This window comes from Chitinilyticum litopenaei DSM 21440 (genome assembly GCF_000428145.1).
Lineage (GTDB): Bacteria > Pseudomonadota > Gammaproteobacteria > Burkholderiales > Chitinibacteraceae > Chitinilyticum > Chitinilyticum litopenaei.
On the sequence record NZ_ATZJ01000028.1, the window covers coordinates 14,890 to 41,221 of the forward strand.

Annotated in this window: 23 protein-coding genes and 1 pseudogene; 7 read left to right on the forward strand and 17 right to left on the reverse strand. The window is 60.4% G+C overall.

Annotated elements, in window-relative coordinates; all coding sequences use genetic code 11:
* The first annotated feature begins 97 nt into the window (after nt 1-97).
* Complete coding sequence (locus C515_RS22555; protein WP_144290436.1) at nt 98-3,394, forward strand: EAL domain-containing protein; 3,297 nt, start codon at nt 98-100, stop codon at nt 3,392-3,394.
* A gap of 171 nt (nt 3,395-3,565) precedes the next feature.
* On the opposite strand, the gene pmbA is transcribed toward C515_RS22555, so the two are convergent.
* The gene (pmbA, locus tag C515_RS0111630; protein WP_028455680.1) at nt 3,566-4,897 is read right to left on the reverse strand and encodes a metalloprotease PmbA; all 1,332 of its coding nucleotides are present in this window, start codon (nt 4,895-4,897) and stop codon (nt 3,566-3,568) included.
* Between the two features lie 178 nt (nt 4,898-5,075).
* Between pmbA and yjgA the strand changes: the two genes are divergently transcribed.
* From yjgA to C515_RS0111645, 3 genes are read left to right on the forward strand one after another with little or no spacing between them, the layout of a single operon-like run.
* Nucleotides 5,076-5,648, forward strand: coding sequence for a ribosome biogenesis factor YjgA (yjgA, locus tag C515_RS20735; protein ID WP_043649237.1), 573 nt, complete (start codon nt 5,076-5,078; stop codon nt 5,646-5,648).
* A complete protein-coding gene (locus C515_RS0111640) occupies nt 5,641-6,300 on the forward strand; it encodes an HAD-IA family hydrolase (protein ID WP_028455681.1) in 660 nt (219 codons plus the stop codon). Before yjgA ends, C515_RS0111640 begins: the two co-directional genes overlap by 8 nt.
* Entirely contained in the window at nt 6,297-6,977 is a 681-nt protein-coding gene (locus C515_RS0111645; protein ID WP_028455682.1) for an alpha/beta hydrolase, read from the forward strand. The genes C515_RS0111640 and C515_RS0111645 overlap by 4 nt, the downstream gene beginning before the upstream one ends.
* An 82-nt stretch (nt 6,978-7,059) precedes the next feature.
* Here C515_RS0111645 and C515_RS0111650 read toward each other — a convergent pair whose 3' ends face one another.
* The 14 genes from C515_RS0111650 to rpoE all read right to left on the reverse strand — a co-directional run bounded on the left by C515_RS0111650 (nt 7,060) and on the right by rpoE (nt 19,448).
* Entirely contained in the window at nt 7,060-8,781 is a 1,722-nt protein-coding gene (locus tag C515_RS0111650) for a cyclic-di-GMP receptor FimW-related protein (protein ID WP_028455683.1), read from the reverse strand.
* A gap of 50 nt (nt 8,782-8,831) precedes the next feature.
* Complete coding sequence (locus tag C515_RS0111655) at nt 8,832-9,182, reverse strand: SpoIIAA family protein (RefSeq protein ID WP_028455684.1); 351 nt, start codon at nt 9,180-9,182, stop codon at nt 8,832-8,834.
* A 111-nt stretch (nt 9,183-9,293) separates the two neighbouring features.
* Nucleotides 9,294-10,022: a DNA repair protein RecO gene (recO, locus tag C515_RS0111660; RefSeq protein WP_028455685.1), complete on the reverse strand. Its 729-nt coding sequence runs from the start codon at nt 10,020-10,022 to the stop codon at nt 9,294-9,296.
* A 27-nt stretch (nt 10,023-10,049) separates the two neighbouring features.
* Entirely contained in the window at nt 10,050-10,970 is a 921-nt protein-coding gene (gene era / locus C515_RS0111665; RefSeq protein WP_028455686.1) for a GTPase Era, read from the reverse strand.
* Nucleotides 10,967-11,641, reverse strand: coding sequence for a ribonuclease III (rnc, locus tag C515_RS0111670; RefSeq protein ID WP_245575027.1), 675 nt, complete (start codon nt 11,639-11,641; stop codon nt 10,967-10,969). Before rnc ends, era begins: the two co-directional genes overlap by 4 nt.
* Nucleotides 11,642-11,694: 53 nt before the next feature.
* Nucleotides 11,695-12,057: a DUF4845 domain-containing protein gene (locus tag C515_RS0111675; RefSeq protein ID WP_028455688.1), complete on the reverse strand. Its 363-nt coding sequence runs from the start codon at nt 12,055-12,057 to the stop codon at nt 11,695-11,697.
* A 13-nt stretch (nt 12,058-12,070) separates the two neighbouring features.
* The gene (gene lepB, locus C515_RS0111680) at nt 12,071-13,036 is read right to left on the reverse strand and encodes a signal peptidase I (RefSeq protein WP_043649243.1); all 966 of its coding nucleotides are present in this window, start codon (nt 13,034-13,036) and stop codon (nt 12,071-12,073) included.
* Nucleotides 13,037-13,054: 18 nt separating this feature from the next.
* The gene (gene lepA, locus C515_RS0111685) at nt 13,055-14,848 is read right to left on the reverse strand and encodes a translation elongation factor 4 (protein WP_028455690.1); all 1,794 of its coding nucleotides are present in this window, start codon (nt 14,846-14,848) and stop codon (nt 13,055-13,057) included.
* Between the two features lie 69 nt (nt 14,849-14,917).
* Nucleotides 14,918-15,169 (reverse strand): glutaredoxin family protein, encoded by a 252-nt coding sequence (locus C515_RS0111690; RefSeq protein WP_028455691.1) that lies wholly within the window; start codon nt 15,167-15,169, stop codon nt 14,918-14,920.
* Nucleotides 15,166-16,569, reverse strand: coding sequence for a DegQ family serine endoprotease (locus C515_RS0111695; protein ID WP_051304872.1), 1,404 nt, complete (start codon nt 16,567-16,569; stop codon nt 15,166-15,168). The genes C515_RS0111690 and C515_RS0111695 overlap by 4 nt, the downstream gene beginning before the upstream one ends.
* A gap of 218 nt (nt 16,570-16,787) precedes the next feature.
* Entirely contained in the window at nt 16,788-17,270 is a 483-nt protein-coding gene (locus tag C515_RS20740; protein WP_051304873.1) for a SoxR reducing system RseC family protein, read from the reverse strand.
* Between the two features lie 16 nt (nt 17,271-17,286).
* Nucleotides 17,287-18,264, reverse strand: a complete 978-nt coding sequence (locus tag C515_RS0111705; protein WP_028455693.1) for a MucB/RseB C-terminal domain-containing protein — start codon at nt 18,262-18,264, stop codon at nt 17,287-17,289.
* 13 nt (nt 18,265-18,277) lie between these two features.
* Nucleotides 18,278-18,805, reverse strand: a complete 528-nt coding sequence (locus C515_RS22560; protein ID WP_051304874.1) for a sigma-E factor negative regulatory protein — start codon at nt 18,803-18,805, stop codon at nt 18,278-18,280.
* Between the two features lie 16 nt (nt 18,806-18,821).
* Entirely contained in the window at nt 18,822-19,448 is a 627-nt protein-coding gene (gene rpoE / locus C515_RS0111715) for an RNA polymerase sigma factor RpoE (protein WP_028455694.1), read from the reverse strand.
* A 192-nt stretch (nt 19,449-19,640) separates the two neighbouring features.
* Here rpoE and nadB point away from each other — a divergent pair, with 192 nt between their 5' ends.
* On the forward strand, nt 19,641-21,230 hold the full coding sequence (nadB, locus tag C515_RS0111720) for an L-aspartate oxidase (protein WP_028455695.1): 1,590 nt from the start codon (nt 19,641-19,643) through the stop codon (nt 21,228-21,230).
* Nucleotides 21,231-21,297: 67 nt separating this feature from the next.
* Here the strand turns inward: nadB and C515_RS0111725 are convergent, their stop codons facing one another.
* Nucleotides 21,298-21,654 carry a transposase gene (locus tag C515_RS0111725; RefSeq protein WP_028455696.1) on the reverse strand — a complete coding sequence of 119 codons (357 nt, stop codon included), beginning with the start codon at nt 21,652-21,654 and terminating at the stop codon, nt 21,298-21,300.
* 110 nt (nt 21,655-21,764) lie between these two features.
* On the opposite strand from C515_RS0111725, the pseudogene C515_RS23110 reads away from it, so the two are divergent.
* Both C515_RS23110 and C515_RS23115 read left to right on the forward strand, forming a co-directional pair.
* Nucleotides 21,765-22,308 (forward strand): annotated as a pseudogene (locus C515_RS23110) (IS5 family transposase); the annotation flags it as partial.
* Nucleotides 22,309-22,546: 238 nt separating this feature from the next.
* Entirely contained in the window at nt 22,547-24,460 is a 1,914-nt protein-coding gene (locus C515_RS23115) for an O-linked N-acetylglucosamine transferase, SPINDLY family protein (RefSeq protein WP_144290437.1), read from the forward strand.
* 402 nt (nt 24,461-24,862) lie between these two features.
* Here the strand turns inward: C515_RS23115 and C515_RS0111755 are convergent, their stop codons facing one another.
* On the reverse strand, nt 24,863-26,329 hold the full coding sequence (locus tag C515_RS0111755; RefSeq protein ID WP_028455698.1) for an aminoacyl-histidine dipeptidase: 1,467 nt from the start codon (nt 26,327-26,329) through the stop codon (nt 24,863-24,865).
* Between the last annotated feature and the right edge of the window lie 3 nt (nt 26,330-26,332).

Consider the following 26,332-nt stretch of genomic DNA (forward strand, 5'->3'; position numbering starts at 1 on the left):
ACACAGCATTGATCACACATCATGGAAACACCTTACAGTTTGTATTTGTTGCTGCAATCACTTGGTCAGGCTCTATCCTGAACAGGACTGCGCCGTCTTGACCGGACCTTTTACCGCCATGCTCTCGAACCGTAAAGCCCTGAAATATGCCGTGCTCTATCTGCTGGCCGGCATCTTGTGGATCGTGTTTTCCGATCAGCTGCTGGCGGCGCTGATTCCCAATCTCTATCTTTTCACCATACTGAGCACCTGGAAAGGCCTGGCCTTTGTGGTCCTGTCCGCATTGGTCGTCTATCTTGCCGCCCGCAGCAAGCCCGCACCCCGACACCTCGAACCCGGCCAGCCCGGCAGGCAGGGACGCTTGCTGGCGGTTTTCCTGCTGCTGGCCGGCCTGGTCCTGGTGGCCGGCCAAGCCAGCGTCGCCCGGCTCAGCCAGACGCGCAGCGAGGAACTGCTGGCCAAGGTCAAGAGCATAGGCGAATACAAGGTACGCCAGATGGAGCGCATTCTGGCGCGCAATCTGCAAAATACCGAGGCCATGCGCGGCGAACTCGCCAGCCGGGACTTCAGCGCCATGCAGGGCGCCGAGGCCGAACAGCTGCTGGCGCGGCTGGATGACTGGGCGCGCCTGTATGGCTATCGCAGCGTACTGGTGCTGCGCCGCGACGGCAGCGCGCTGGCGGGCACCGGGCTGGTGGAGGCCGGCATGCCGGCCTCGCTGCTGCAGCGGGCGCAAGCCAGCGAAGCGCCCGTATTCAGTTCGATCTGGCGCAATGAGGGCGATGGCAGCGAAGCACTGGGTCTGGCCTATGCCAGCGGCTTCACCAGTCGGGATGGTCAGGCCCTTGTCCTCGTCGTTGTCGATGACCCCTATCGCGAGCTTTTCCCCTTGCTGCAGGAATGGCCGATTCCCAGCAAGACGGCCGAGGGCTATCTGTTTGAACGCAGCGGTGCGTACGTGCGTTATCTGTCGCCCCTGCGGCACGACCCGGCCCGACCGCTGAGCAAGCAGGCCCGCATCGATGGCAGCGCATTGCAGGCCGCCCAGTTCCTGCGGGGCGAAGTCCAGACTGGGCAAATGATCGAAGGGCGGGATTATCGCGGCGAACCGGTGGTGGGATTCGCCAGCGCCCTGCCCGGCAGCCCCTGGTTCATGATTGCCAAGATCGACCGGGCCGAGCTGTATGCCGGCGCCAGCGAAAGCGTCTCCCGGACCACCATGGTGTATGGGCTGATGCTGCTTTTGCTGGGCAGCGCGCTCTACGGCCTGCTGCAGCGCCAGGCCCTGCGCCAGGCGCAGCGCGAGCAGGAGCATCAGGAGGAGCTGCTTGGGGCGATGGAACTGCTGGACCGGATGGTCGAGGCGATCACCGAACCGATCTTCGCCAAGGACAACAGCGGCCGCTACATTCTGCTCAATGCCGCCGCCGCCGAGGTCATCGGCAAGCCCGAGCACGAGGCGCTTGGCAAGACGGATGCGGAGCTTTTTCCCCCTGCAGTCGCGCAAGCCATTGCCGCCGACGATGCGGCCATCCGCGCGCGTGGCGGTACCTGCCAGTATGAAGAAACACTGGTCGATGCCGACGGACGCGAGCGCATCTTTCACACCATCAAGGGCGTGCTGCATGACGCCCAGGGGCAGATCAGCGGCGTGTTTGGCGCTGCTCGCGACATCAGCCGCCAGAAACAGACGGAAAACCACCTGCGCCTGATGGCCGCCGTGTTCGAGAACATCCAGGACGGCGTGATGATTACCGATTTGTCCGCACGCATTCTCGCGGTCAACCGGGCCTTTACGACGATCACCGGCTATGCGGAGGCCGAGGTGCTCGGGCAAACGCCGCGCGTGCTGCAGTCCGGCCGGCAAGGCCCGGAATTTTATGCAGAAATGCGCACCATGCTGCAGGAGCAAGGCAGCTGGCAGGGGGAAATCTGGAATCGTCGCAAGAATGGCGAGGTGTATCCGGAATGGCTGCGCATCACCACCATCCACGATGCCGGGCAGCAGCCCATGCATTACCTCGGCGTATTCTCCGACATCAGCCAGATCAAGCGCAGCGAGGCAGAGCTGGCCCATCTGGCCAACTATGACCTGCTGACCGATCTGCCCAATCGCCAGCTGATCATGCTGCAGCTGGCACAGCTGATGCGCCAGGCAGAGCGCCACGAGCAGCAACTGGCGGTCCTGCTGGTCGATCTGGACGAATTCAAGACGGTGAACGACAGCCTTGGGCACCAGGCAGGCGACGAGTTGCTGCTGGCGGTGGCCAAACGCCTGCGCGCCATCGTGCGCGCCAGCGATCTGCTGGGCCGGCTGGGGGGCGACGAATTCCTGCTGATCGCCGAAATCCGCGAAGCTGGCGAAGCCGCGCTCATCGCCCAGGAAATCCTGCTGGCGCTCTCGCACCCCTATCACCTGCAGGATTGCCAGGAAGTCAGCGCCAGCGGCAGCATCGGCATCAGCATCTTCCCGGACGATGGCGACAGCGCCGGCGCCCTGCTGCGCGGGGCGGACGCCGCCATGTTCGAGGCCAAGCACAAGGGACGCCATCAGTTCTGCTATTACACCAGCGCGCTCAACGCCCAGGCGCATGCCGCGCTGCAGCTGGAGGCCGCCTTGCGCCATGCGCTGGAGGAAGAACAGTTCGAGCTGTATTACCAGCCCAAGTTTGCCCTGAGCGACGGCCACCTGTGCGGTGCCGAAGCACTGCTGCGCTGGCGGCGCGCGGACGGGCAGCTGATTTCTCCGGCCGACTTCATCCCGGTGGCCGAGCGCACCGGGCTGATCCTGCCGATCGGCGACTGGGTGATCGACACCGCCTGCCGGCAGCTGCGGCTGTGGCGCGATGCCGGGCTGAACGACTTCCGGCTGGCGATCAATCTCTCGGTGCGCCAGCTCGGCTCAGGCACCATCCACCATGTGCTGCAGGCCTGCATCGCCCGCCACGGCGTACCGGCCAGCAGCATCGAGCTGGAAATCACCGAAAGCCTGATGATGATCCAGCCCGAGGAGACGGCGCGCCTGCTGGGTGAATTAAAGCAGGCCGGTTTTTCGCTGGCTATCGACGACTTTGGCACCGGCTACTCCAGCCTGTCCTATCTGGTGCGCTTCCCGGTCGATGTGCTGAAGATCGACCAGTCCTTTGTCCGTGACCTGCCGCATGCCGCCGATGCGGCGGCGCTGGCCGGCTCCATCATTGCCATGGCGCATACGCTGCAAAAGGAAGTCGTGGCCGAGGGCGTGGAAAACCGCGAACAGCTGGCCCTGCTGCAACAGCAGGGCTGCGACATCGTGCAGGGCTTCTACTATCACCCGCCCCTGCCGATCAGCGAGTTTGCCACGCTGCTCGAGCGCAAGGGGATGACTCCCGCCAGCATACCCAGTCAGGCATAAGGCCAGAAGCATTCCAGGCAATAGGTCACGGCCATATACCCATCAGATCAGCAGCATTCATGGCGATATGCGGGGGCATGCCCGGCCATTTCACCAGCCCGGCGCAGGGGCGCGCGGCTTGCGGTTATCTGGGCCGTTTTGCCGTAGGCTCTGTGCCTGGATTCATCCGGGCTAGCTGCCCGCCACCGTCATCTGCTCGATCAGGATGGAACCCACGCGCCGCGAGCTGCCTGGCAGCACATCGTCGCCAATCGCGACAATCTGGCGGTACATGTCGCGCAGATTGCCGGCGATGGTGATTTCCTCGACCGGATGGACGATCTGGCCATTCTCGACCCAGAAACCGGCCGCACCGCGCGAATAGTCACCAGTAACCAGATTGACGCCATGGCCGAGCAATTCGGTGACATAGAGACCGGTGCCCAGCTCGCGCAGCAGCGCATCGGCGCGGTGCGTGGATGGCACGATCAGGTTGTGTGCGCCGCCGGCATTGCCGGTGGTCTGCATGCCCAGCTTGCGGGCCGAGTAGCTGCCGAGGAAATACCCCTGCTGCATGCCGGCCTCGACGACGGTGCGCCGCCGCGTGGCGACCCCTTCGCTGTCAAATGCCCCGCTGGCCATGCCACGCGGCAGGAATGGGTCTTCGATGATGGACACACAGGGGGCGAAGACCTGTGTGCCCAGACTGTCGAGCAGGAAGCTCGACTGCCGGTAAAGACTGCTGCCACTCACGGCGCTGACCCACTGACCAATCAGTGAGCCGGCCAGTGCGGCCTCGAACAGCACCGGGTAATTGCCGGTCTTGATGCGTCGCGCGCCAAGCCGGCGCACGGTACGTTCGCCGGCGCGCCGCCCTACCCACTCGGCCGCGCCCAGATCACCGCGCGCGCGCGCCACGTCGTACCAGTAATCACGCTGCATGCCGCTGACATCCTCGGCGATCACGGCAGCCGAGAGGCTGTAGCGCGTGCTCATGCCGCCGCCGGCAAAACCCAGCGAATTCGCGTAAACCCAGCTGGCCGCACTGCTGGCGAAGCTAGCGCCTTCGGAATTGCTGATCCGCGCATCCACCGCACGCGCAGCGGCCTCGCAAGCCTGCGCTTCGCGGATTGCCTCGTCGACGACGATGGCTTGCGGGTGGTAAAGCTCGTAATCGCCGAACTCGGTGGCAAAGAGCGCCGGATCGGCCAGCCCGGCAAACGGGTCGGCGGCGGTGTGCCGGGCAATGGCCAGCGCGGCGCTCACCGTGTCGCGCAAGGCTGGCAGGGTGAAATCCGAGCTGCTGGCGTGGCCCTTTTGCTGCCCCAGATACACGGTAACGCCCACGCCCTTGTCACGGTTGTATTCCAGCGTTTCCACCTCGCCCAGCCGCACCGACACATTGAGTCCGCAGGCCTCGGAGATTTCCACATCGCAGGCCGTGGCGCCCTGGCTGCGGGCTTCGGCAAGGATCTGCTGCGACAAATCGTGCAATTGCTGCTGGCTGTGACTGAATTCGGACACGCTGTTTGTTTCCGTAGGACTGGTTGGCTGATGGCGGGCGGAGCGCACGGTATGGGCGGCTGCCGGCACCGCTGGCAAGGCATGCTGACCCGCTTGCCGCCCGGCTTCTGTTGCGCGCTTAGGCGAAGCGATGGTCGCAGGTTTGCTATCATAACGCTTTTGCTTCTGTGCGCTGCCAATGAATCCGCAATTTGATCACGACGACGATATCGAACCGCTCAGCAAGACCCAGCTGAAACGCGAAAGCGAGGAGCTCCAGGCTCTGGGGGAAAAGCTCATTCCGCTGGACCGCAAGCAGCTGGAAACGCTGCAGTTGCCGGACAAGCTCTTCGATGCGCTGCTGGAGGCCAAGCGCCTGAAGGCGCACGGCGCGATCGCCCGCCACAAGCAGTTCATCGGCAAGCTGATGCGCAATGTCGACCCTGCGCCCATCCAGGCCCTGCTCGACAAGCTCGCCGGTGTATCCGACACCCACAATGCCTGGCTGCACGGCCTGGAACGCCAGCGCGACCGTCTGCTGAGCGACCCCAAGGCGCTGGAGGTGCTGATCGATGAGCAGCCGCAGCTCGACGTACAGCAAGTGCGCCAGCTGATCCGCAATGCCCAGAAGGAAAAAGCCAGCCTTGGCAGCCCGAAGCCCTTGCCGATGAAGGCCTACCGCGAACTGTTCCAGCTGCTGAAATCCTGCCACCCGGAACCGGCCCTGCCCGGCACGCTGCCGGCGACCAGCGACGACGGACACGATGACTAGGCGGCAGCTCAGCGCGCGGGCGCTGCTGTTTGACATGGATGGCACGCTGGTCGATTCCACGCCCTGCATCACCGGCTTGTGGACACGCTGGGCCCATCGCCACGGCCTGGCCCCCGAACGGGTCCTGGCCGAAGTACACGGCCGCCGCGGCGTGGAAACGGTACGCAGCGTCGCGCCGCACCTGGATGCCGAACACGAAGTGGCCCTGCTGCTGGCCGAAGAAGCGCGTACGCTCGATGGCACCGTGGCCATGCCGGGCGCGCGCGAGCTGCTGGCGCAGCTGCATGGGCAGAACTGGGCCGTGGTCACCTCGGCACCGCGCGCGATTGCCGCCGCCAAGCTGCGCTGGGCCGGCCTGCCGCTGCCCGAGCGCCTGATCGGTGCCGAAGATGTCAGCGAGGGCAAGCCGCACCCGGCGCCCTTTCTGGCGGGCGCCGCGCTGTGCGGTGTCGACCCGGCCGAGTGCATCGCCTTTGAAGATGCGGCCAGCGGCATCGCCGCGGCCCGCGCCGCCGGCATGCCGGTGGTGGTGATGCAGCACGCCCACACGCCGACTCAGGATGCCGCACTGTGCATCACCTCGTTTGCGCAATTGCGGCTGAGCATCTCCGCCGCACAATTCACGATTTGTCTTGAGGATCACCCTGCATGAGCGACCACGCCCTGCTGCCCTGCGTTGAAGTGGAAACCGGCTCGCAACCCGACTGCACCGTCATCTGGCTGCACGGCCTGGGAGCGGACGGGAATGATTTTGTCCCCGTCGTACCCGAACTGGGGCTGCCAGCCGGCAAGGCCGTACGCTTCCTGTTTCCGCACGCACCTTACCAGCCGATTACCTGCAATAACGGCTATGTGATGCGGGCCTGGTATGACATCCAGTTTTTTGAAGACATCAAGCGCCATGCCGATGTCGAGGGCGTCAAGGCCTCGCTTGCCGCCATTCGTGCGCTGATTGCCAGCGAAAATGCCCGCGGCATTGCCAGCGAGCGCATCGTGCTGGCCGGTTTTTCGCAGGGGGGCGCCATTGCCTACACGGCAGGATTGCTGCACCCGGAACGTCTGGCCGGCATCGTGACCCTTTCCACCTACCTGCCAGCCCCGGCACTGCTGGATGATGCCGCTGCCCGCCAGCCCAATGCCGGCACCGCTGTCCTGGCCTGCCATGGCAGCCATGACCCGGTGGTGCCCATGCTGCTGGGCGAGCAGGCCCGCGATGCGGTACAGGGCTTTGGCAATCCGGTCAGCTGGCATACCTGGCCGATCCAGCATTCGGTCTGCCTGCCGGAAATCCAGCTGATCGGGCAATACCTGACCAGGGTATTGACCTGAAGCCAATCAAATAAAAAGCCCCTGGCCATATACGCACCAGGGGCTTTTTGATGATGCAGCTTGCTGCTGATGTGCAGAGGCCTCAGGTTTCCTGGCGCAGCACATTGACGGCAACCCAGATCCAGTCGGTCCCCTTCTCCAGAATGTTGCCCAGGCTGACGGAAAACACCTTGTCGCGCGCCTGCACCTTGTAAATGCGTTCCTGCGCGTAATCAGCCGAATGCATCAGCAAGGTATTCACGTTGGCGCCATCAATCTGGTGGGGAATGTACATGGCGGTGCGCACGCTGTTGAGATCGATCGTGCCGGTATAGCCAATTTCATCGACGGTGATGTTGTCCAGCCTGTCGAGCTTGTCCGAATACAGGCTGACCGCAACAGGCGTGGTGCTCAGACGTTGCACGCCGGCGTAGACCTCATCCTCGTTGATGCGCTGCAAACGGCGCACAATGCCGACTTGCCAGTTCGCATCGGTATCGAAGCGCACCCCCAGCAAGAGCCCCGGGCGTATCCATTCACACTCGGACAGGCGCAAATGCGCGCCATAACCGCCCTCGCTCTCATTCTCGATGGCCCAGCTGACCCAGTCGGGCAGCTTGTTCGGCACGACATTGGGCGAGCCCGGCGTCTGATACGCCTGCTTCTGCTTGGTGCGCGATGACACGAAACCGTAGAGTCGCATGTCCATGATTTCGTCGTAATCCACGCGGCTTTTGCTGTCGACCGGCTGGCGGGTGTGTTTTTCATTGTCGGCGCGCACATGCCGGCAAACGCGATCCAGGCCATGCACCACGTCAGCCGCCTTGGAAACCTTGACCCGCTCGCTGCGCTGCACGACATTGTTGCGCATGCTCATCGTCCAGAACACATCCAGATGCTTGAGCAGCTCCAGGCTGCCCGGGCCGCGCGCGTCCGTACCGAGTCCCAGCGTAGCCGGCGCCGCACCCATTTCCAGCTTCTGGATGACTTCATCGATCTTGCGCACCAGCTCGCCCAGGCTCCAGTAGCGGAAGGTTTCACCCACTTCATCCGGGTTGATTTTCTGCGGGCCACTGGCTTCCTGCAGATTGACGCAGAGATGATGCTGGTCCGGCAGCAGCTTGCGGGAGATCTGCAGGAGTTTCGACCACCCTTCCAGCCACAGGTCGGCTGTATGCAACTGGCGCACGGACAGATTGTTGCTCGCCAGCGTATTGAGCAGCAGCAGTTGCAGGTATTCATCCGCGCAGGAAGTCACATCGATGCTGACGCTGTCATAGAGCTTGAACGGATTGCTGTCGGCGCCGGATATTTCGGAAAGGCGATAGAGCTGATGCGCCAGCGTCCAGATCCGGGCCGGGGGCTTTTCGAAGCGGAAGTAATGCCATTTGGCCTCGGTAGCCAGATAATGCAGGCTGCGCGCCCAGATCAGCGGCATCATCGGCTCAAGCTGGCTGGCCAGCGCCTCGCCCAGATCAGCCTGGATGAAACGCTGATAGATCTCTGCCATGTCGCGCGAGAAATGCACAATGTCCTTCCAGAGCTTCTGCTCCAGCTCCTTGGGCATGCGCGGATTGTTGATGTATTGGTAGCAAACGGTGTCGAAGGCTTCCTGCACAAAGTCATCCACCAGCAGCAAGGCTTCCAGACCGTCCTTGCTTGGTGCGATATTGCTGACCAGAAAATCGCTGACTACGCCATGCACCTTGCTGCAGCGGGAGGTGGAATCCAGTTCCTCCAGTTGCTTGAGCCATTGCTGGGCGAGCTTCCGGGTGGTGAGCGGGGATTTTTCCCGTCCAAAAAGGTTGGTAAGGCGGTCAAGCATGGCTTAGCCCTGGTCAAGTGGCATTGCGGAAAACAGGATTATGAAATGAATCACGGGGAAGTGGCCAACCAGCGTTGCGCCTCTTCCACATCTTCAAACACGCGGATTTCAGATTCGCTGATCACGCGGTTCACCCACACCGACCAGGTAACCCACTGGTCACTGGAGACAATGGCGACCCGCTTGAATTGCTGGCGATGTCGGGTAACAAAGCGCAACTCCTCGACAGCCATGTCGATGGTGTAGGCCAGCATGTCGTTGAGGTCGATCAGCATGTCGGCCTTGTCCTGAAAGCGCAATTCATACAGCGCTTCTTCTTCGAACTGGCGGAAATCCTGAACGGTGAATTCACCGAATACCTTGGCGTGTATATAGCCTGGCTCATGGGAAATGCTGATCATGGTGCCCCCGCTCCTTGATTATTGCCACAGACCTTCTTGCCTTGTCAGGATAGCGTTTGCCACCCCGATTTGCCAGTTTATGCCAAGCTGCTTTTGCCGGCATGCGCGGTGTTACGCCATTCTGGCCAGCTCGCGCAGCAACAGCCGCGTTTGCAAGGGCCGCCCATCCAGCAGGGTCAGATTCAGAATGGTGCGCATGAACTGCTTGAGCTCGGCCAGTTGTGCCGGCAACAAGGACTTGTCGGCGGCAAAGTCCAGCAACGTCTGGCCGGCAATGCCCGCCTGCCCCGCTTCCAACAGCTGCAGACCAGACTCGGCGGTGAAGGTGTAAGTTCCACCGGCAAGCACCGGCTTGCCGTCCGCCGTGCAATCCCAAGCCAGTGCATAACCGTATCGCTGCAGCAGCGTGCGCTCGAAACAGCGCAATGCCTGCTCCGGCAGGCTCGCTTCGGCACGTGCCAAGGTACGCAGCAGCTCATAGTAATCGGCGAACAGCTCGGCTGCAGGCGTATCACGCGGCAGGATGCGCTGCAGCAGCTCGTTGAGATACATGCCGCACAGCAGGCTGGTGCCGGTAAGCTGGGGAATGCCGGGTTGCCAGCTTGCGGCATGCAGGGTCTTGACTTCGCCGGAACCGAACCAGTCAAGCAGCAGAGGCTGATAGCCAAGCAGCACGCTGCGCAGTTGCGAACCGGGACGCTGCACCCCTCTGGCCATGATCACCAGCCTGCCATGATCACGCGAAAACACGTCGAGCAATCTGCTCGTTTCCCGGTAGGGGTATTGATGCAGAATGAACGCAGGCTGCTGGTTGATCCGGTTTGCGCCCTTGGCTGCCATGACAGGAACAGTTTATCCGCAACCGGTTTATTCGAAACCGAACTGCCGCAGCAAGCGGGTGTCGTCTGCCCACCCGGACTTGACCTTGACCCAGACCTCCAGATAAACCTTGGCATCGAACATCTGTTCCATGTCCTTGCGGGCATCGGAAGCAATGCGCTTGAGCTTTTCACCGTTGCGGCCGATCAGCATGGCCTTCTGGCTGTCACGATCAACCCAAACCGCAGCGAAAATGCGGCGCAACTCCTGGCCATTTTTCGCCATTTCCTCATCGAATTTTTCGATCTCGACCGTCATTGCGTATGGCAGTTCGTCACCCATGGTGCGAAAGATCTTCTCGCGAATGATTTCAGCCGCCAGAAAACGCTCGTTGCGGTCGGTAACCTGGTCTTCCTCGTAAAACGGCGCGGACAGGGGCAGCAAGGGCTCAACCGCCTGCTGCAGCACATCCAGCTTCAGGGCACGCAAGGCGGAAAGCGGTACGATGGCGGCAAAATCACGCTTTTGTGCCATTTGCTCAATAAATGGCAGCAGCGCCGCCTTGTCGGCAACGGCATCCATCTTGTTGAGAACCAGAATGACCGGACGATCTTGCGGCAAGAGCCTGAGCACCGCCTCGTCATCCTGGCCAAAACGCCCGGCTTCGACGACAAACAGAATGACATCGACATCGGCCAGCGTGCTGGTCACATTCCGATTCATGGCCTGGTTGAGGGCGTTGCGGTACTTGTTCTGAAATCCGGGCGTGTCGACAAAGACAAACTGCGCCGACTCGGTGGTCAGCACACCGGTAATGCGGTGCCGGGTAGTTTGCGCCTTGCGCGAGGTAATGCTCAGCTTCATCCCGATCAGATGATTGAGCAAGGTGGACTTGCCGACATTGGGCCGACCAACAATGGCAACAAAGCCACAACGGTAGTCGGGTGACACGCTATTGATTTCGTTCATTTTCTGACCAGTTTTTTTCCGGGATACATTTGCCGCAATTGCTGCAGCACATAAGCGGCCGCTTCCTGCTCGGCATTTTTCTTGCTGGCGGCAAGCCCGCGCCCGGACAGTTTGAGCTCGCCAATCTCGCAAAGCACCTCGAACAACTGCTCAGGCGACTCGCCCTCCTGACGCAGCAGGATATACGACGGCAGCGGCAATTTTCTGCCCTGCAGCCATTCCTGCAGGGCAGTTTTGGCATCCTTGCCAGCGGTGGCTGGGTCGATCAGGGCAATACGCTCGGCAAACAGTCGCTCCAGCACCGGCTCCAGCACGGACAAACCACCATCCAGCCAGATGGCACCTATAATGGCCTCCAGCGCATCGGCCAGGATAGAAGGACGGCGAAAACCGCCGCTTTTCAGCTCGCCTTCACCCAGTCGGAGGTACTCGCCCAGTCTGAGGTTCTGGGCGATGTCCGCCAACCCCTCCTGGCACACCAGTCGTGCGCGAATCCGGGACAAGTCGCCTTCCGGGTGCGCTGGAAAGGCGCGAAACAGGGCTCGGGCAACCCAGGCATTCAAAATGCCATCACCGACAAACTCCAGCCGCTCATTGTGCTGCATGGCATAGCTGCGATGGGTAATGGCCTGCTGCAAAAGTGCGGCATCGGAAAAAACGTAGCCGAGCACTTTCTGCAAGCGCTCGGCTGGTAAGCGTACTGACAATTGTTTCAACTCACATTTTATTCGATCGATTTCTGGGCACTGCTGGCCTGGAAACTGAACAGCAGACTCACATTGCCGACAACAGGCACAACCTGCTCATAATCAACGCTGACATTCACACTCCCACCCTGAGTGTTCACAACGAGATCGGCAGGTTTCACGCTGGTGATGTATTCGATCTCGGCATGACGGGCAAATGCTTCGCGAATTTCCTGAGGTGATTTACCGCTGCCTTCCCTGGCAATCGAATTGATTGCCTTTTTGACCGAGAAAAACTCCATGTAAGCAGGCACCATCTTGAAACCGAGAATGGCCGCAAACGCGACAAAGATGGCAATGATGATGAAGCCGAAGAAAGAAACACCCTGCTGTTTGTTCATCCACACTCTCCTATTAATCGATCCAGGTACCAATACGGCTCAAATCCCTCAGATTCAGCCACACCAAGGAAGCCCGGCCAACCACATACTTCTCCGGAACGAAGCCCCAGTAACGACTGTCAGCGCTGTGATCCCGGTTGTCGCCCATCATGAAATAGTGACCATCCGGAACCTTGCAAACGAAACCATCCTCATCATAGCGGCAGTTTTCACGGAACGGAAAACCGTCACTGACCTGGGCCAGGGAAATCACTGGCGCTTCCTGCATTTGCAGCGTGCGATAAGTGTGCGCTCCGGCCTGCTCCTGGTACATCTGGTTATTGACCTGATAGACGCCTTGCTCGACATACTGGTGTTCGCCCAGCGACTTGGTTGGCACTGGCTTGCCATTGATCGAGAGGCGCTTGTTGCGATATTCGACCGTATCACCGGGCAGTCCGACCACCCGCTTGATGTAGTTCACTTCGGGTTGCACCGGATAGTAAAAGACCATCACGTCGCCATGCTCGGGCTTGCCCACCGGAATGAACACCGAATTGAGCACGGGAACACGCAAACCATAAGCAAACTTGTTCACCAGGATGAAGTCGCCGACGACCAGACCGGGACGCATCGATGAGGACGGAATCTGGTAAGGCTCGGCGACGAAGGCACGCAGCACGAAAACCAGCAGAAATACCGGAAAAAAACCACGCCCGATTTCGGCCCAGGCCGGCGCATGTTCATCTGCGGCGCGCTTTTTCTCGAGCACGAACTTGTCCAGCGCCCAGATCACCGCAAACAGAATGACGAAAATCAGGAATGCGGCCGCAATCGTGGTGAACTGCACCGCCAGTACAAACAGGCCGGCCAAAGCCGACAGATAGCCGTACTGCACCAATTGTGGCGGCTCATCCTTGACCCTTTCCTGCTTTTGTCCGATGGCAATCAATACCGGCGCGATGACCAGCAGGATCGCCCCCACCAACATCCAGTTCATTCCCAACCCTCTTCTGGTTTATTTGTCGGAGACTTGCAGGATGGCGAGGAACGCTTCCTGCGGAATTTCCACGTTACCGACCTGCTTCATGCGCTTCTTGCCGGCCTTCTGCTTTTCGAGCAGCTTCTTCTTGCGCGTGATGTCGCCACCGTAACACTTGGCGAGTACATCCTTGCGCATGGCCTTCACGGTTTCACGAGCGATGATCTGGCTGCCGATGGCGGCCTGCACGGCAATATCGAACATCTGGCGCGGAATCAGTTCGCGCATTTTCGAGATCAGCTCACGGCCACGATAAATGCTGGTGGCACGGTGCACGATCAGGCTCAGTGCATCCACCCGCTCACCGTTGACCAGCACATCGAGCTTGACCAGATCTCCGGCGCGGAATTCCTTGAATTCATAATCCAGCGATGCATAGCCACGACTGACGGACTTCAGCTTGTCGAAGAAATCCATCACCACTTCGGCCATCGGCAAATCGTAGGTCAGCAAGACCTGGCGGCCCATGTATTGCATGTTTACCTGCGCGCCGCGTTTCTGGTTGCACAGCGTCATGACCGGGCCGACATAATCCTGCGGAACCAGGATGGTCGCGGTGATGATCGGTTCGCGGACTTCTTCGTATTTGCTGGGATCCGGCAATTTGGACGGATTTTCGATCTGTACGACTTCTCCGTCCTTCATCACCAGCTCATACACCACGGTTGGCGCCGTCGTGATGAGATCCATGTCAAATTCGCGCTCCAGGCGTTCCTGCACGATTTCCAGGTGCAAAAGGCCCAGAAAGCCGCAACGGAAACCAAAACCGAGCGCCTGCGACACTTCCGGCTCGTATTGCAGTGCCGCATCATTGAGCTTGAGCTTTTCCAGACTGTCACGCAGGGCTTCGTAATCATGACTTTCCACCGGATACAGCCCGGCAAATACCTGGGATTTGACTTCCTTGAAACCCGGCAGTGCTTCGCCAGCCGGATTCTTGGCCAGGGTGATGGTGTCGCCAACCTTGGCGCTGACAATTTCCTTCACCCCAGCAATGACGAACCCCACTTCACCAGCCTTGAGCGATTCGCGCTGAACCGACTTGGGGGTAAAGACACCGACCTGCTCGCACAGGAATTCGGCCTTGGTGGCCATGAACTTGATTTTGTCCTTGACGCGCAACTCACCGTCGACCACGCGCACCAGCATCACGACGCCGACATAATTGTCAAACCAGGAATCAACAATGAGCGCCTTCAGCGGTCCATCAGGATTGCCTTTGGGCGGGGGAATCTTGTTGACGACCTCTTCCAGAATGTCTTCGATGCCGATGCCGCTCTTGGCCGATGCGCGAACGGCTTCGATGGCCTCGATGCCGATGATGTCCTCGATTTCCTGGGCCACGCGCTCTGGTTCGGCGGCCGGCAGATCGATCTTGTTCAGCACCGGGCGCACTTCGACGCCCTGCTCGATCGCCGTGTAGCAATTGGCAACGGTCTGGGCTTCCACCCCCTGCGAGGCATCGACAACCAGCAAGGCACCTTCGCATGCGGCGAGCGAGCGGCTGACTTCATAGCTGAAGTCGACGTGCCCCGGGGTGTCGATGAGGTTGAGGTTGTAGATCTTGCCGTCGCGCGCCTTGTAGTGCAGGGCAGCGGTCTGCGCCTTGATGGTAATGCCGCGTTCCTTTTCGATGTCCATCGAGTCGAGCACCTGCTCGCTCATTTCACGCAGTTCGAGACCGCCGCAAAACTGGATGAAACGGTCGGCCAGCGTGGATTTGCCGTGGTCGATATGGGCGATGATCGAGAAATTGCGAATGTGATCCATGAAACCTGTCAACACTTACGAAAAAAGGGCACGCCACGCGTGCCCTGGGCAAAATAGGTTGCCGCGATTCTAACGGAAATCGGCCAGATAGGCATCCAGCGCAGCAGAATCAAGATGATAGTGGCAGATTTCACGCCCGTCGGCGCCGCACAGGACGGGAACCAGTTCGCCAAAGCGGGCTTCCAGCGGCTCGTTTCCCTCGATATCGATCCAGCGCAGCTCGACCGGCCAGCTGGCAAGCTGCTCGCGCATCAGCGTACACAGACTGCAGTAGGCGTGGCCGTAAAGCTGCAGGATCGGCAAGGCGGCACTGACGGTCATTTTTTCTCGGCGGGCGCGGTAATGATGGTGAAGAATACCCGGCCATCGCGCACGACCCGCAGGGGCAGCGCTTCGCCGGCTTTCAGCGCCGTCAGTGCCTGGCGCAATTGCGCGGCATTCTGCAGCTCGCCACCAGCCACGCCGACCAGCACGTCACCGGACTGCAGGCCTGCCTTGGCGGCGGCCCCGCTGGCCGAACGCACACCGATACCGTATTTGAGACCCAGCTGTTGCAACTGGCGCGCATTGAGTTCGACCAGCACCAGTCCGAAACGCTCGGTATTGGCCTGTGGCTTGCCCTTGTATTCACGCGGGTTATCGGATTCATCCGCGTCGTCCATGGTGCCCACGGTCACCACAACATCCCTGGCAGCCTTGTCACGCCAGACGGACACGGTGGCCTTGCTGCCCGGCTTGAGCGACGTGATCATGCGCGGCAAATCGGCAGAGCGGTTCACCGTCTGGCCATTGACCTTGAGGATGATGTCGCCGACCTTCATGCCGGCCTTGTCTGCCGGGCCATCCTTTTCCACCTGGGTGAGCAGCGCTCCACCGGCCTTGGGCAAGCCAAAGCCCTTGGCCAGTTCTTCGTTCAGATCCTGAATGGCAACACCGATCCGGCCACGGGTGACCTTGCCGCTGGCCTTCAGCTCGTCGGAAATCTTGATGGCCACATCGATCGGGATCGCGAAACTCAAGCCCATGTACCCGCCCGAGCGGCTGAAAATCTGCGAATTGATGCCAATGACCTCGCCAGCCATATTGAACAGCGGGCCGCCGGAGTTACCGGGGTTGATGGCGACATCGGTCTGGATGAAGGGCACGAAATTCTCGTTGGGCAGGTCACGGCCCTTGGCGGAAATGATCCCCGCCGTCACGGTATTGTCGAGACCGAAGGGCTGGCCGATGGCCACGACCCATTCACCGACGCGCGACTTGTTCGGGTCGCCGATGCTGACCCTGGGCAGATTGCTGGCCTCGACCTTCAGCAAGGCCACATCGGTGCGCGAATCGGAACCAACAACCTTGGCCTTGAAGCTGCGCTTGTCGTTGAGCTTCACCGTGATTTCATCGGCTTCGGCAATCACGTGGGCATTGGTCAGAATGTAACCATTGCTGTCGATGATGAAACCGGAACCCAGCCCTTGCACCTGCCGCTCTTGCGGCTGGATATTGCGCGGCAGGGGAACGGGCAGGCCGAAATGGCGGAAGAGCTCCAGCGCATCATCGGCGCCGGCTGGCCCGCCGGCCTTGACCGTCCCAGTGACCGAAATATTCACGACCGCCCGGCCTTCCTTTTCCGCCAGCTGGGCAAAATCCGGCAGGCTTGCGGCCGGCGCGGCCTGCACGCTCTGAAGGGCAGCACTCAACAGCACTGCAGAAAAAAACCGCTTCAACATGCTTTCTCCTTTCCACATTCGATGGATGCTCATTCGATGGAATATGGGCGATGCGGATGCACCGCCAGCAACGCTTGCAATATTTGGTACATGACGGGCCTTGGCCGGCCCCAGGCTCTGCTAATGCTTGATTGCTTTTTAAGCAACCCCGCCAGCGTAGCCTGCGCGAAACACCGCGACAGCAAGTACCAGTACTTGCGCGCATGGGTGAGGAAGCCTCAGGAAGAGTGCCGATCCCCGGCTGCCGCGCAGGTACTGGCGCACGCACCAGACCCGCAAGCCCCCCTGCCGACACGTGCGATGAATGGTTCGGCCGGCCCGGTCTGCTTGCGCCGCAACCAAAGCAGCACAAAGGCAAGCACGAGGCCCGATGCCGCGCCGGTCAGCGCACCGGCATCCCCGGCAAGCCAGCCCCCGAACCCGGCGCCGAGCAGCAACAAGGCCAGTGGCAAACCATAACCCCACAGCGCGCTGTGCAGCAGGGCCGGTTCGGGTATGGCAATGACCACCAGATCACCGGGCACTACCGGCAGCGGGCTGCGCACACTGAATTCCTGGCGGGCGTTACCAAACATGCGACTGATGGCAACCGACTTGCAGCCGGTAACCGGGTCGCAATGCCCACAGGGCGAATGCGGACGCAAGCGCACCCAGGCCCGCTCGCCATCCAGGCGTTCAACTTGGGCTTCTGTTTCGATCATGATGCCTGCTCACAACTTACTGGCGCGGGTTGAAGGCGTGCGCAAAGGCCTTTACCGTTTCACCCGGCACTTCGCCCAGCACGGTCACGGTCTGGCCATTCAGCGGGCGCACGAAGAGGTGCATTCCGCCTTGCTGCGCCAGTCCCGGTGCCAATTGCACCTGACTGGGGTCCAGGAAAATGGAGACGGTGACCAGTCCATCGGTGTAGACAAGATGCTGGACCTTGCGCGCCTTTTCGCCCTTGGGCTTGCGCACGATCTGCTTTTGCAGCACGAAGCCGGGCGGCAGGTTGCGAATGTCCCACTGGCTGTCCAGACCGGCCAGCAGCGGTTTGCCTTCACTGCTCTCCATGACCACGGGGCGCACCGGCGTCGTCGGCTTCAGCAGCTTGCGATCAAAGCCGCCCCCCAGACGAATCTCGGAAAAGGTATAGGTCTCGATCGGCTCACGACGCGCACCGAGCATCATGCTCTTGAGCAGCAGGCCGCTGCCTTCATGCAGCCACAGCCGGTGGGGATAACGCAAGCCGTCGCGTGGCTCCAGCTGATACACATCGGCATCAAGGCCTGCCACCCTGTCCCTGCCAAGCCTGCGCAACTGGTAACTGGCCAGCACATCGCCGACGCTGTGCGTCAGGCGCGGGAAGAAGCGCGATACCGCCATGCGATCCAGCGCAATACTCAGAGGGGTATCAGCATGATACATATGGTACTGATTGCCTGTGCGCACATACTCCCTGGCCGGGCCATCCAGCGATTCACAGCGCTCCTGTTCGGCGCCGCCTTCCACCAGCTGCATGATGCGGAAATTCTCGACCATATCGCCATGCTGGTGGACGTATACACCCTGGTAGGAAAGCTGGCGCGCCGCCTGGTTGGCGCGATCAATCAGCCTCGAGGCCTCGGCAGTGGGTAGCGACTCGGCGGCCTGCAAGCTGCCGGCCAGCAGCAGCACGAACAGGAACAGGGAATAACAATAGGGTTTGCGCATCATCGTCCAGCACACATCACTGGTTTGCCGCCGGCTTGAACACCGCGGTCTGCAAGGGTTCGCCGCCATTGAGCGGATTGTTCGCCGCTTCGCGGTGCGCGCTCAGGTAGGCGCGAACCGCCTCGACATCGACCTGGGCGACCGCCTGGGCGGCAACGGGCTGGCCTACGGCTGCCACCATGGGTTGTGCGGCAGGGGTGGCAGAACGGTAGACGCCCTGCCAGAGGGCCACGCCGAAAAAAGCCACTGAGGCCGCGGCCGTCAGCGGCACCAGCAGCTTGCGCATCGGCCGTCCGCGCCGCAGGCGCTGCGGCGCCACCACCACCGGCTCGGCCGCCAGGCGGGCAGAAAACTGCTGCATGAAATCGGGGCTCAGCAGCGGATGCCCGGCCTGGCAATCCTGCTGCAGATGCCAGGCATACCAGGCTTGCTGCAGCGCCGGCGACGCCTGCAACTCACCAATCAAGCGGGAAGCTTCCCTGTCGTCCAGCTCGCCATCCATCAGGGCCGACAGTTGCTCGTCAAGCGTGTTATTGGCATTCATTTTTCGATCCTTGTTCTTACCAGCGCTTGTCGCGCCCGACCACACTCAGCAGCGGCCGCAGTTTGGCCGCAATGGCCTCCCGGGCGCGGAAAATGCGCGAGCGTACGGTACCGATCGGGCAGTCCATCATGGTAGCGATGTCCTCGTAGGACAGTCCTTCCATTTCCCTCAGGGTAATCGCGGTGCGCAGCTCTTCCGGCAGTTCGGCCACGGCATCATTCACCGTAGAGACAATCTGCCGGTTGGCGAGTTCCGTCTCGGGCGTATGGTAATCCGGGATAAGCGCCGCGGCATCCAGCGATTCGCCATCCTCGTCGGCCACATCGCCCGCCAGACGCGGTCGGCGCCCCTGGGCAACCAGATGGTTTTTGGCCGTGTTGAGCGCAATGCGGTAAAGCCAGGTGTAAAAGGCGCTTTCGCCGCGGAAATTGCCCAGCGCGCGGTAGGCCTTGATAAAGGCCTCCTGCGTGACATCCTCGATTTCTGCCGGGTCGCGGATCAGCCGCGAAAGCAGGCGCGCGATTCTACGCTGGTATTTGACCACCAGCAGCTCAAAGGCGCGCTTGTCGCCAGCCTGGGCTTTTTCAACCAGCAGCTGGTCGGCATCCCTGGCGGTCTGGGCGGGAGTGGGCGTCGAATCCATCGAACTAGATAAACCATGTGAGCAAAGCGGACAATAGAGTGCCACATGGGGGCTGAAACCGCGATTACAAGAGCGCGACGGCACGATACCGCCCCGTAGCCTGCCTGCCGGAATCCCTGTGCGCCCGCGCGCGCGCAAGCCTATCCGGGTTAGAATCACGGCTTGATTTGCAGCCCCGCGGATAATTCCACCATGCGCAGCTTTGACACCCTCATCATCGGCTCCGGCCTCGCCGGCATGACCATGGCCCTGCAACTGGCCGAGCAGCACAAGGTCGCTCTGGTGACCAAACGGGCCTTGCGCGACGGCGGCAGCGGCTGGGCGCAGGGCGGCATCGCCGCCGTGCTCGACGACGCCGACAGCGTCGAGGCGCATATCCGCGACACCCAGGTCGCCGGCGGCGACATCTGCGACGAGGCGGCCACCCGCTTCATCGTGGAAAATTCGCGCGCTGCCATCGACTGGCTGATCGCGATGGGCGTACCGTTCACGCGCGATAGCCACGGCGAAACCAGCTATCAGGGCTATCACCTCACCCGCGAGGGCGGCCACAGCCACCGCCGCATCATCCACGCGGCCGACGCCACCGGCGCTGCGGTCATCGACACGCTGGCCAACAAGGTGGCCGCACACCCGAACATCACCGTGCTGGAAGAACACATCGCCGTCGACCTGATCACCAGCCAGAAGCTGGGCCGGGATGAGGCACAGCGCTGCTACGGCGCCTACGTGTACGACAAGACCGGCGACCGCGTCGAAACCATGCTGGCGCAGCACACGGTGCTCGCCACCGGCGGCGCCGGCAAGGTGTATCTGTATACCACCAACCCCGACGTGGCCACCGGCGACGGCATCGCCATGGGCTGGCGCGCCGGCTGCCGCGTGGCGAACATGGAGTTCATCCAGTTCCACCCGACCTGCCTGTATCACCCGCACGCCAAGTCCTTCCTGATCACCGAAGCGGTGCGCGGCGAAGGCGGCATCCTGCGCCTGCCCGACGGCACGCGCTTCATGCCGCAGCACGACGAGCGCGCCGAGCTGGCGCCGCGCGACATCGTCGCCCGCGCCATCGACTTCGAAATGAAGAAAGGCGGCTATGACTGCGTGTATCTCGACATTTCCTACAAACCGGCCGCCTTCGTGAAGGAACATTTCCCGACCATCTACCAGCGCTGCCTCGAGCTGGGCATCGACATCACCAAGCAGGGCATCCCGGTCGTGCCGGCGGCGCACTACACCTGCGGCGGGCTGGTCACCGACCTGTCCGGCCGCACCGACGTAGCCGGGCTCTACGGCATCGGCGAGGTGGCGTATACGGGGCTGCACGGCGCCAACCGGCTGGCGTCCAATTCGCTGCTGGAATGCATGGTGCTTGGCAAGGCCGCCGCCGCCGAAATCGTCACCCATGCCGACATCCCGCTACCCAAGGTGCCGGAATGGGATGAAAGCCTGGTCACCGACGCCGACGAGGAAGTGGTCATCGCGCACAACTGGGACGAACTGCGGCGCTTCATGTGGGATTACGTCGGCATCGTGCGCACCAACAAGCGCCTGGAGCGCGCGCAGCACCGCATTCAATTGCTGCAAAGCGAAATCGACGAGTTCTATCGCAACTTCCGCGTCAGCAACGACCTGATCGAGCTGCGCAATCTGGTGGAAACGGCGGCGCTGATCGTGCGCTGCGCGATGGCCCGCAAGGAAAGCCGCGGCCTGCATTTCAGCCGCGACTACCCGAACGCCCTGCCCGACAGCGGCCCGACCGTGCTCGAGCGTGAGGTGTGAGGTGTGAGGTGTGAGGTGTGAGGTGTGAGGTGTGAGGTGTGAGGTGTGAGCAGCATACCCACCACCCTTAAGCAGTACTGCGGTGCAAGGTCGGGCAACTGCCCAGTTCCGCGCGGGTCCCTACGGCCGTTTGCATCAGCGGATCGTGGCGCAAGGCGGTGTGGTCGTTGAGGTCTTCGTAACCGTAGCACAGGGCATAGAGGCGTTGGGCGACGAGGTCGCGCAGGGAATGAATGATGCGGTCGGGATCGCGCGGATCGTGTAGCGCCTTGGCGACGGCCTCGGACAAACCGATGCGGCGATCAGTCTTGCGCAGCAGCATCAGTCCGCCATCGGAACTGAGTGCGCCGCCAGTGAAATGGGCTTCGATCTGGCAACGGCCAAGACGGCCAAACGGGAGTTCAGCTGCGGTACACTTTGGCATCGGCGGAGTTGCATGTGGAAGGTCTGGAAGCCATATCCTATGCGGCTTTAAGCCCTCTGCCGACCCTCCATTCATGAAAAATGCAGGCTAGCATCAAGATGTTGGGTTAAGGTGAGTGGAAAACCAAGAAACATGGTGCCGAATATCGTCGGCAATCGCGCAAGGTACGCCTGGGGATCGATGTGGAAACACTCGAAATCCGTGCCATTGAAGTCACCTCGAACAGCATTGGCGATGCGCCCGTCTTGCCTGATCTGCTCGCGCAGATTCCAAGCAATGAGATGCTGGTTTCCGTTGTTGGCGACGGCGCCTATGACACCAAGGGCTGTTATGCCGCGATTGCCAGCCGAGACGCCGAGGCCATCATTCCCGTGCGCAAGAATGGTAAGCACTGGAAAGAAAACACCGTCGGGGCCTCAACCCGCAATAAATGCATTACGAACAACGAAGCTCCTCGGGCACGTCATCTGGAAGAAATGGAGCGGCTACCATCGGCGTAGTCTGGTTGAAACCAAGATGCGGTGCTTCAAACTGCTTGGCGAACGCGTCATGTCGCGCGACTTTGATCGTCAGGTTGCTGAACTGCAAATTCGAGCGGCACTGCCGAACCGTTTCACCCGGCTCGGGATACCGGAAACGGTACGCATGGGATAACGCCGTCCGTGGTTGGGGGAGGCTTGGCTCGAATTACGTTTGTGCAACAAATCCTATTGGGGTGCGGATCGGAGAAAACTGGGTTATTCGACCTCCCCAAGGAAAGGCTCAAAGTCAGCGAATTCCGAATCTTAGCGGAAGAAATTGCCTGAGAATGTAAGACTGGAGGAGGTTTTTGCCTCTGAGCAATGTTTTTCAACAGTCTACTAGTGAAACAAACTTCTGTATAGGCAGAAAAATGGATGACATTAATCATATTTTGCATAAATTTGCATCCGCTTTACATGAAGGGTTTCCTGATCTAGTTATCACCGATTTCTTGACGCTATCGGATGATTTAAAAGACAAACCTCAGGTTCGATGGTGGTATGCGCATGCGCTAAAGCAGTGTTCGCTGCATGGTGAGGCCGCGGCTTTATTTCATGAGCTTTCGGTGCACGATGAAATTACAGCTGATTGTTTTTTTTATGAAGGCTACTGTCACTGGCGCCTGGGAAATACCAGTTTTGCTGTAGAACTCACGAAGAAATCCCTAGCATGGAACCCCGGACATTCTAAGGCACATTTTAATCTTTGTGTTTTTTATCGGGAGATAGAAAACTATCAGCTTGCACTGCCGCACGCAAAGTGGATTCTGGAGAATGGCACAGAGCCTCAAGAACTTCTTCTCGCAGGAGAGGTGTTTAAAGTTTGCTGGGACTTAGATAATTCCTATCTTGCAGCTTGCCGGGCAATTGAGATCGACCCCCAGTCGCTGGATACGCAGATTGGGGCTCACTTCTCAATTTGTTTAGCTTGCGACTGGAAAAGATCAGAGGCAATTTCCCAAAAACTAATGGCTTGTTACCTGGCTGGAAAATATGATGTAGGCGAGTCTTTGCTATCTAATGTCACATGGTGCATGGATGAGTCGATCAATTTTGAGGTGGCGCGGCATGCCGCCAGAAAAATCCCTACGCCCATAGTTTTGTACAGCTCTTCAAGGATTCGTAGACCTGGTCGTTTGCGGATTGGATATGTTTCCAGCGATTTTTATGAACATGCCACATTGTCTCTGATCGTGGGAGTTTTTGAGAAGCATGATCGCAATAATTTCGAAGTATTTGTGTATGACCATGGTCGAGACGATCAATCTTTATACAGGCAGCGTCTCCGTTGTGGCGTGGAGCATTTTGTTGACATAAGATCGCTTGACGATGCTGAAGCCGCAAGAATGATTAATAGTGACGGCATAGATATTCTCGTTGATTTGAAAGGGCAAACTCAGGGTGCGCGCCTTGGCATTTTTGCATTCCGTCCTGCACCAGTTTCGGTTACCTATCTTGGATTTCCTGGCACCAGCGGAGCGAATTTCATTGATTACTTAATAGGTGATCATATTGTAGTTCCAGACGCCAGCCGAAAATTTTATTCTGAGAAGGTATGCCGACTCCCATGGAGCTATCAGTGCAACGATGACAAAAGGCTTATTGACTCTGGCAAAGTCAACCGGAGTGATTTTGGCTTACCGGAAAACGGCTTTGTCTTTTGCTGCTTTAATCGCTCTTCGAAGATTGAGCTTCATTCATTTACGTTCTGGATGAAAATACTTGCAGCTAGCCCTGGTAGTGTTCTGTGGTTGCTGGATGCAGGGCCTGTCGCAGAGAGAAATTTGCGCAGAGAGGCAGGAAATCTTGGTGTTGATGGTGAGCGACTTATTTTTGCTGACAACGCCCCAGCTCCTTTGCATTTGGCTCGACTTGCTCTTGCAGATTTAGCTTTGGATACACGAATTTTTAATGGCCATACAACAACAAGCGATGCTTTATGGGCTGGCGTGCCTTTGCTTACTGTTGTTGGAGAGCATTTTGCAAGCCGTGTTTCTGCCAGTCTTCTGACTGCACTCGGTTTGCAAGATCTTATTTTCCAAAACTGGGAGGCACTATGTGCAGAGGCGATTGATTTGGCAGAAAATAAGGAAAAATCACTTCGACTTCGTAATCGTGTTGCTGAAGCGCGAGAGACGTTCCCGCTGTTTGATACTAAGCGCTTTACCAAAGATTTGGAAATGGCATTTGTTATGATGGCAGAGAGGGCCGAGGCAGGTTTACTTCCTGATCATATTGATGTTCCATTGCCCCCCCCGGAAAACCCCACCAACCCAAGCGTGTAAACCGGCCGCCTTAACAGGCTGTTGAAAAAAGCATCGCGCCGAGGTCAGGGCCTCCACCTGCCTTACAAATCGAAGTAATCACTTTCGCCAAGGCTCGAAATTCGCTGATTTCGAGCCTCTTCTTCACCTGTTTCCAGGTTTTTGCCGCCGCTCTGCGGCTTCAGGACGCACTGGTCCCTATGTGGCGCCTTCCCGCCACACGATCCCGGGCAAGTTGAAGGCGATGCGCAGCAACATCAAGCGCTTCATTCTGCCGCCACGTCGCAGCGAGCGGCGCTATCCGCGCGCAGTGAAGATGAGCAAAACCCGTTACCCAGTCAAGAAAAATGCCGCTCAGGCTTAACTGAGCGGCATTGCCTGACTGGGCGGCTTTTTTTCATCCTGCGCACATGACATGCAGCGCTAGCTTTTGGCCTGCGGTGCGGCGGCCAGCGCGGCGGTCAGCAGCTCCCAGAAGCGCGCCACGCTGGCGATCTCGACGCCTTCATCGGGCGAGTGCGCATTGCGGATCGTCGGGCCGAAGGACACCATTTCCAGCTGCGGATAGGCCGCGCCGATCAGCCCGCATTCCAGCCCGGCGTGGATCACCTTCACCGCCGCGTCGTCGCCATAGGCCTGGCGATACGCGGACTGCAGCAGCGCCAGTGCACGCGATTCCGGGCGCGGCGCCCAGCCGGGGTAGGCGCCGGTCAGCTCGCAGCTGCAACCGGAAAGCCGCGCCAGGGCGGCGATGCTGCCGGCCAGCGCCTGCATGCCCGCCTCGGTGAGCGAGCGCACCATCAGGTCGATGTGCAGCTTCTTGGCCTCGACCTTCACCACGCCCAGATTGTTCGACGTTTCCACCACACCCGGCACGGCCTGGCTCCAGCGCCGCACGCCGTGCGGCAAGGCCTGCAGCAGATTGATCACCAGCCGCGAGTCGGTCGCCGACAGCGCAATGCCGGCCGCTGCCGGACGCACGCTGACGCTCACGCCCTCGTCAACACCGGCCAGCTCGGCGCGAAATGCCGCGGTAAATTCGGCGCACAGCGCATCGAGCAGCGGAATGTCGCAGGCCGGCACCGCAATCAGCGCGAAGGCCTCGCGCGGCAGCGCATTGCGCAAGCTGCCGCCGCTCAATTCGACCAGCCGCGCGCCATAGCGCTCGTCGGCCACCTGCAGCACGCGCGCCAGCAGCTGGATGGCGTTGCCGCGCTCGAGGTGGATATCCACGCCGGAATGCCCGCCACGCAGCCCGGTCACGGCGAATTCGACGGCGACATGGCCGGACGGCATGGGCTGGCTGATCAGATTGCGCTGCAGGATGACGTCAACGCCACCGGCGCAGCCCAGATAGAACTCGCCCCAGTCCTCGGTATCGAGGTTGAGCAGCAGCTCGCCCTTGAGCCAGCCGGGCTTGAGCGCACGCGCGCCGCTCATTCCGGCCTCTTCGTCCACCGTCAGCAGCACTTCCAGCGGGCCGTGCGCCAGCGAGTCGTCTTCCAGCACCGCCAGCGCGGCGGCAACGCCGATGCCATTGTCTGCGCCCAGCGTCGTCCCGGTCGCGTACACCCAGCCGTCGACGATGCGCGGACGGATCGGATCGGTGTGGAAATTGTGCACGGTGGCCGCGTTCTTTTGCGCCACCATGTCCAGATGGCCCTGCAGCACGATGCCGGCACGATCGGCCATGCCCGGCGTCGCCGGCTTGCGGATCAGCAGATTGCCGCCCTCGTCCTGCTCGATTGCCAGGCCGCGTCCGCGCGCCCAGGCGGCGATGTGCGCACGCAGCGCCGCCTCGCTGCGCGACGGGCGCGGAATGGCGCACAGGGTGGCGAAGTGCTGCCAGAGCAGCGCCGGAGTCAAACTGGCAAAAAGTTCGCGATGCATATA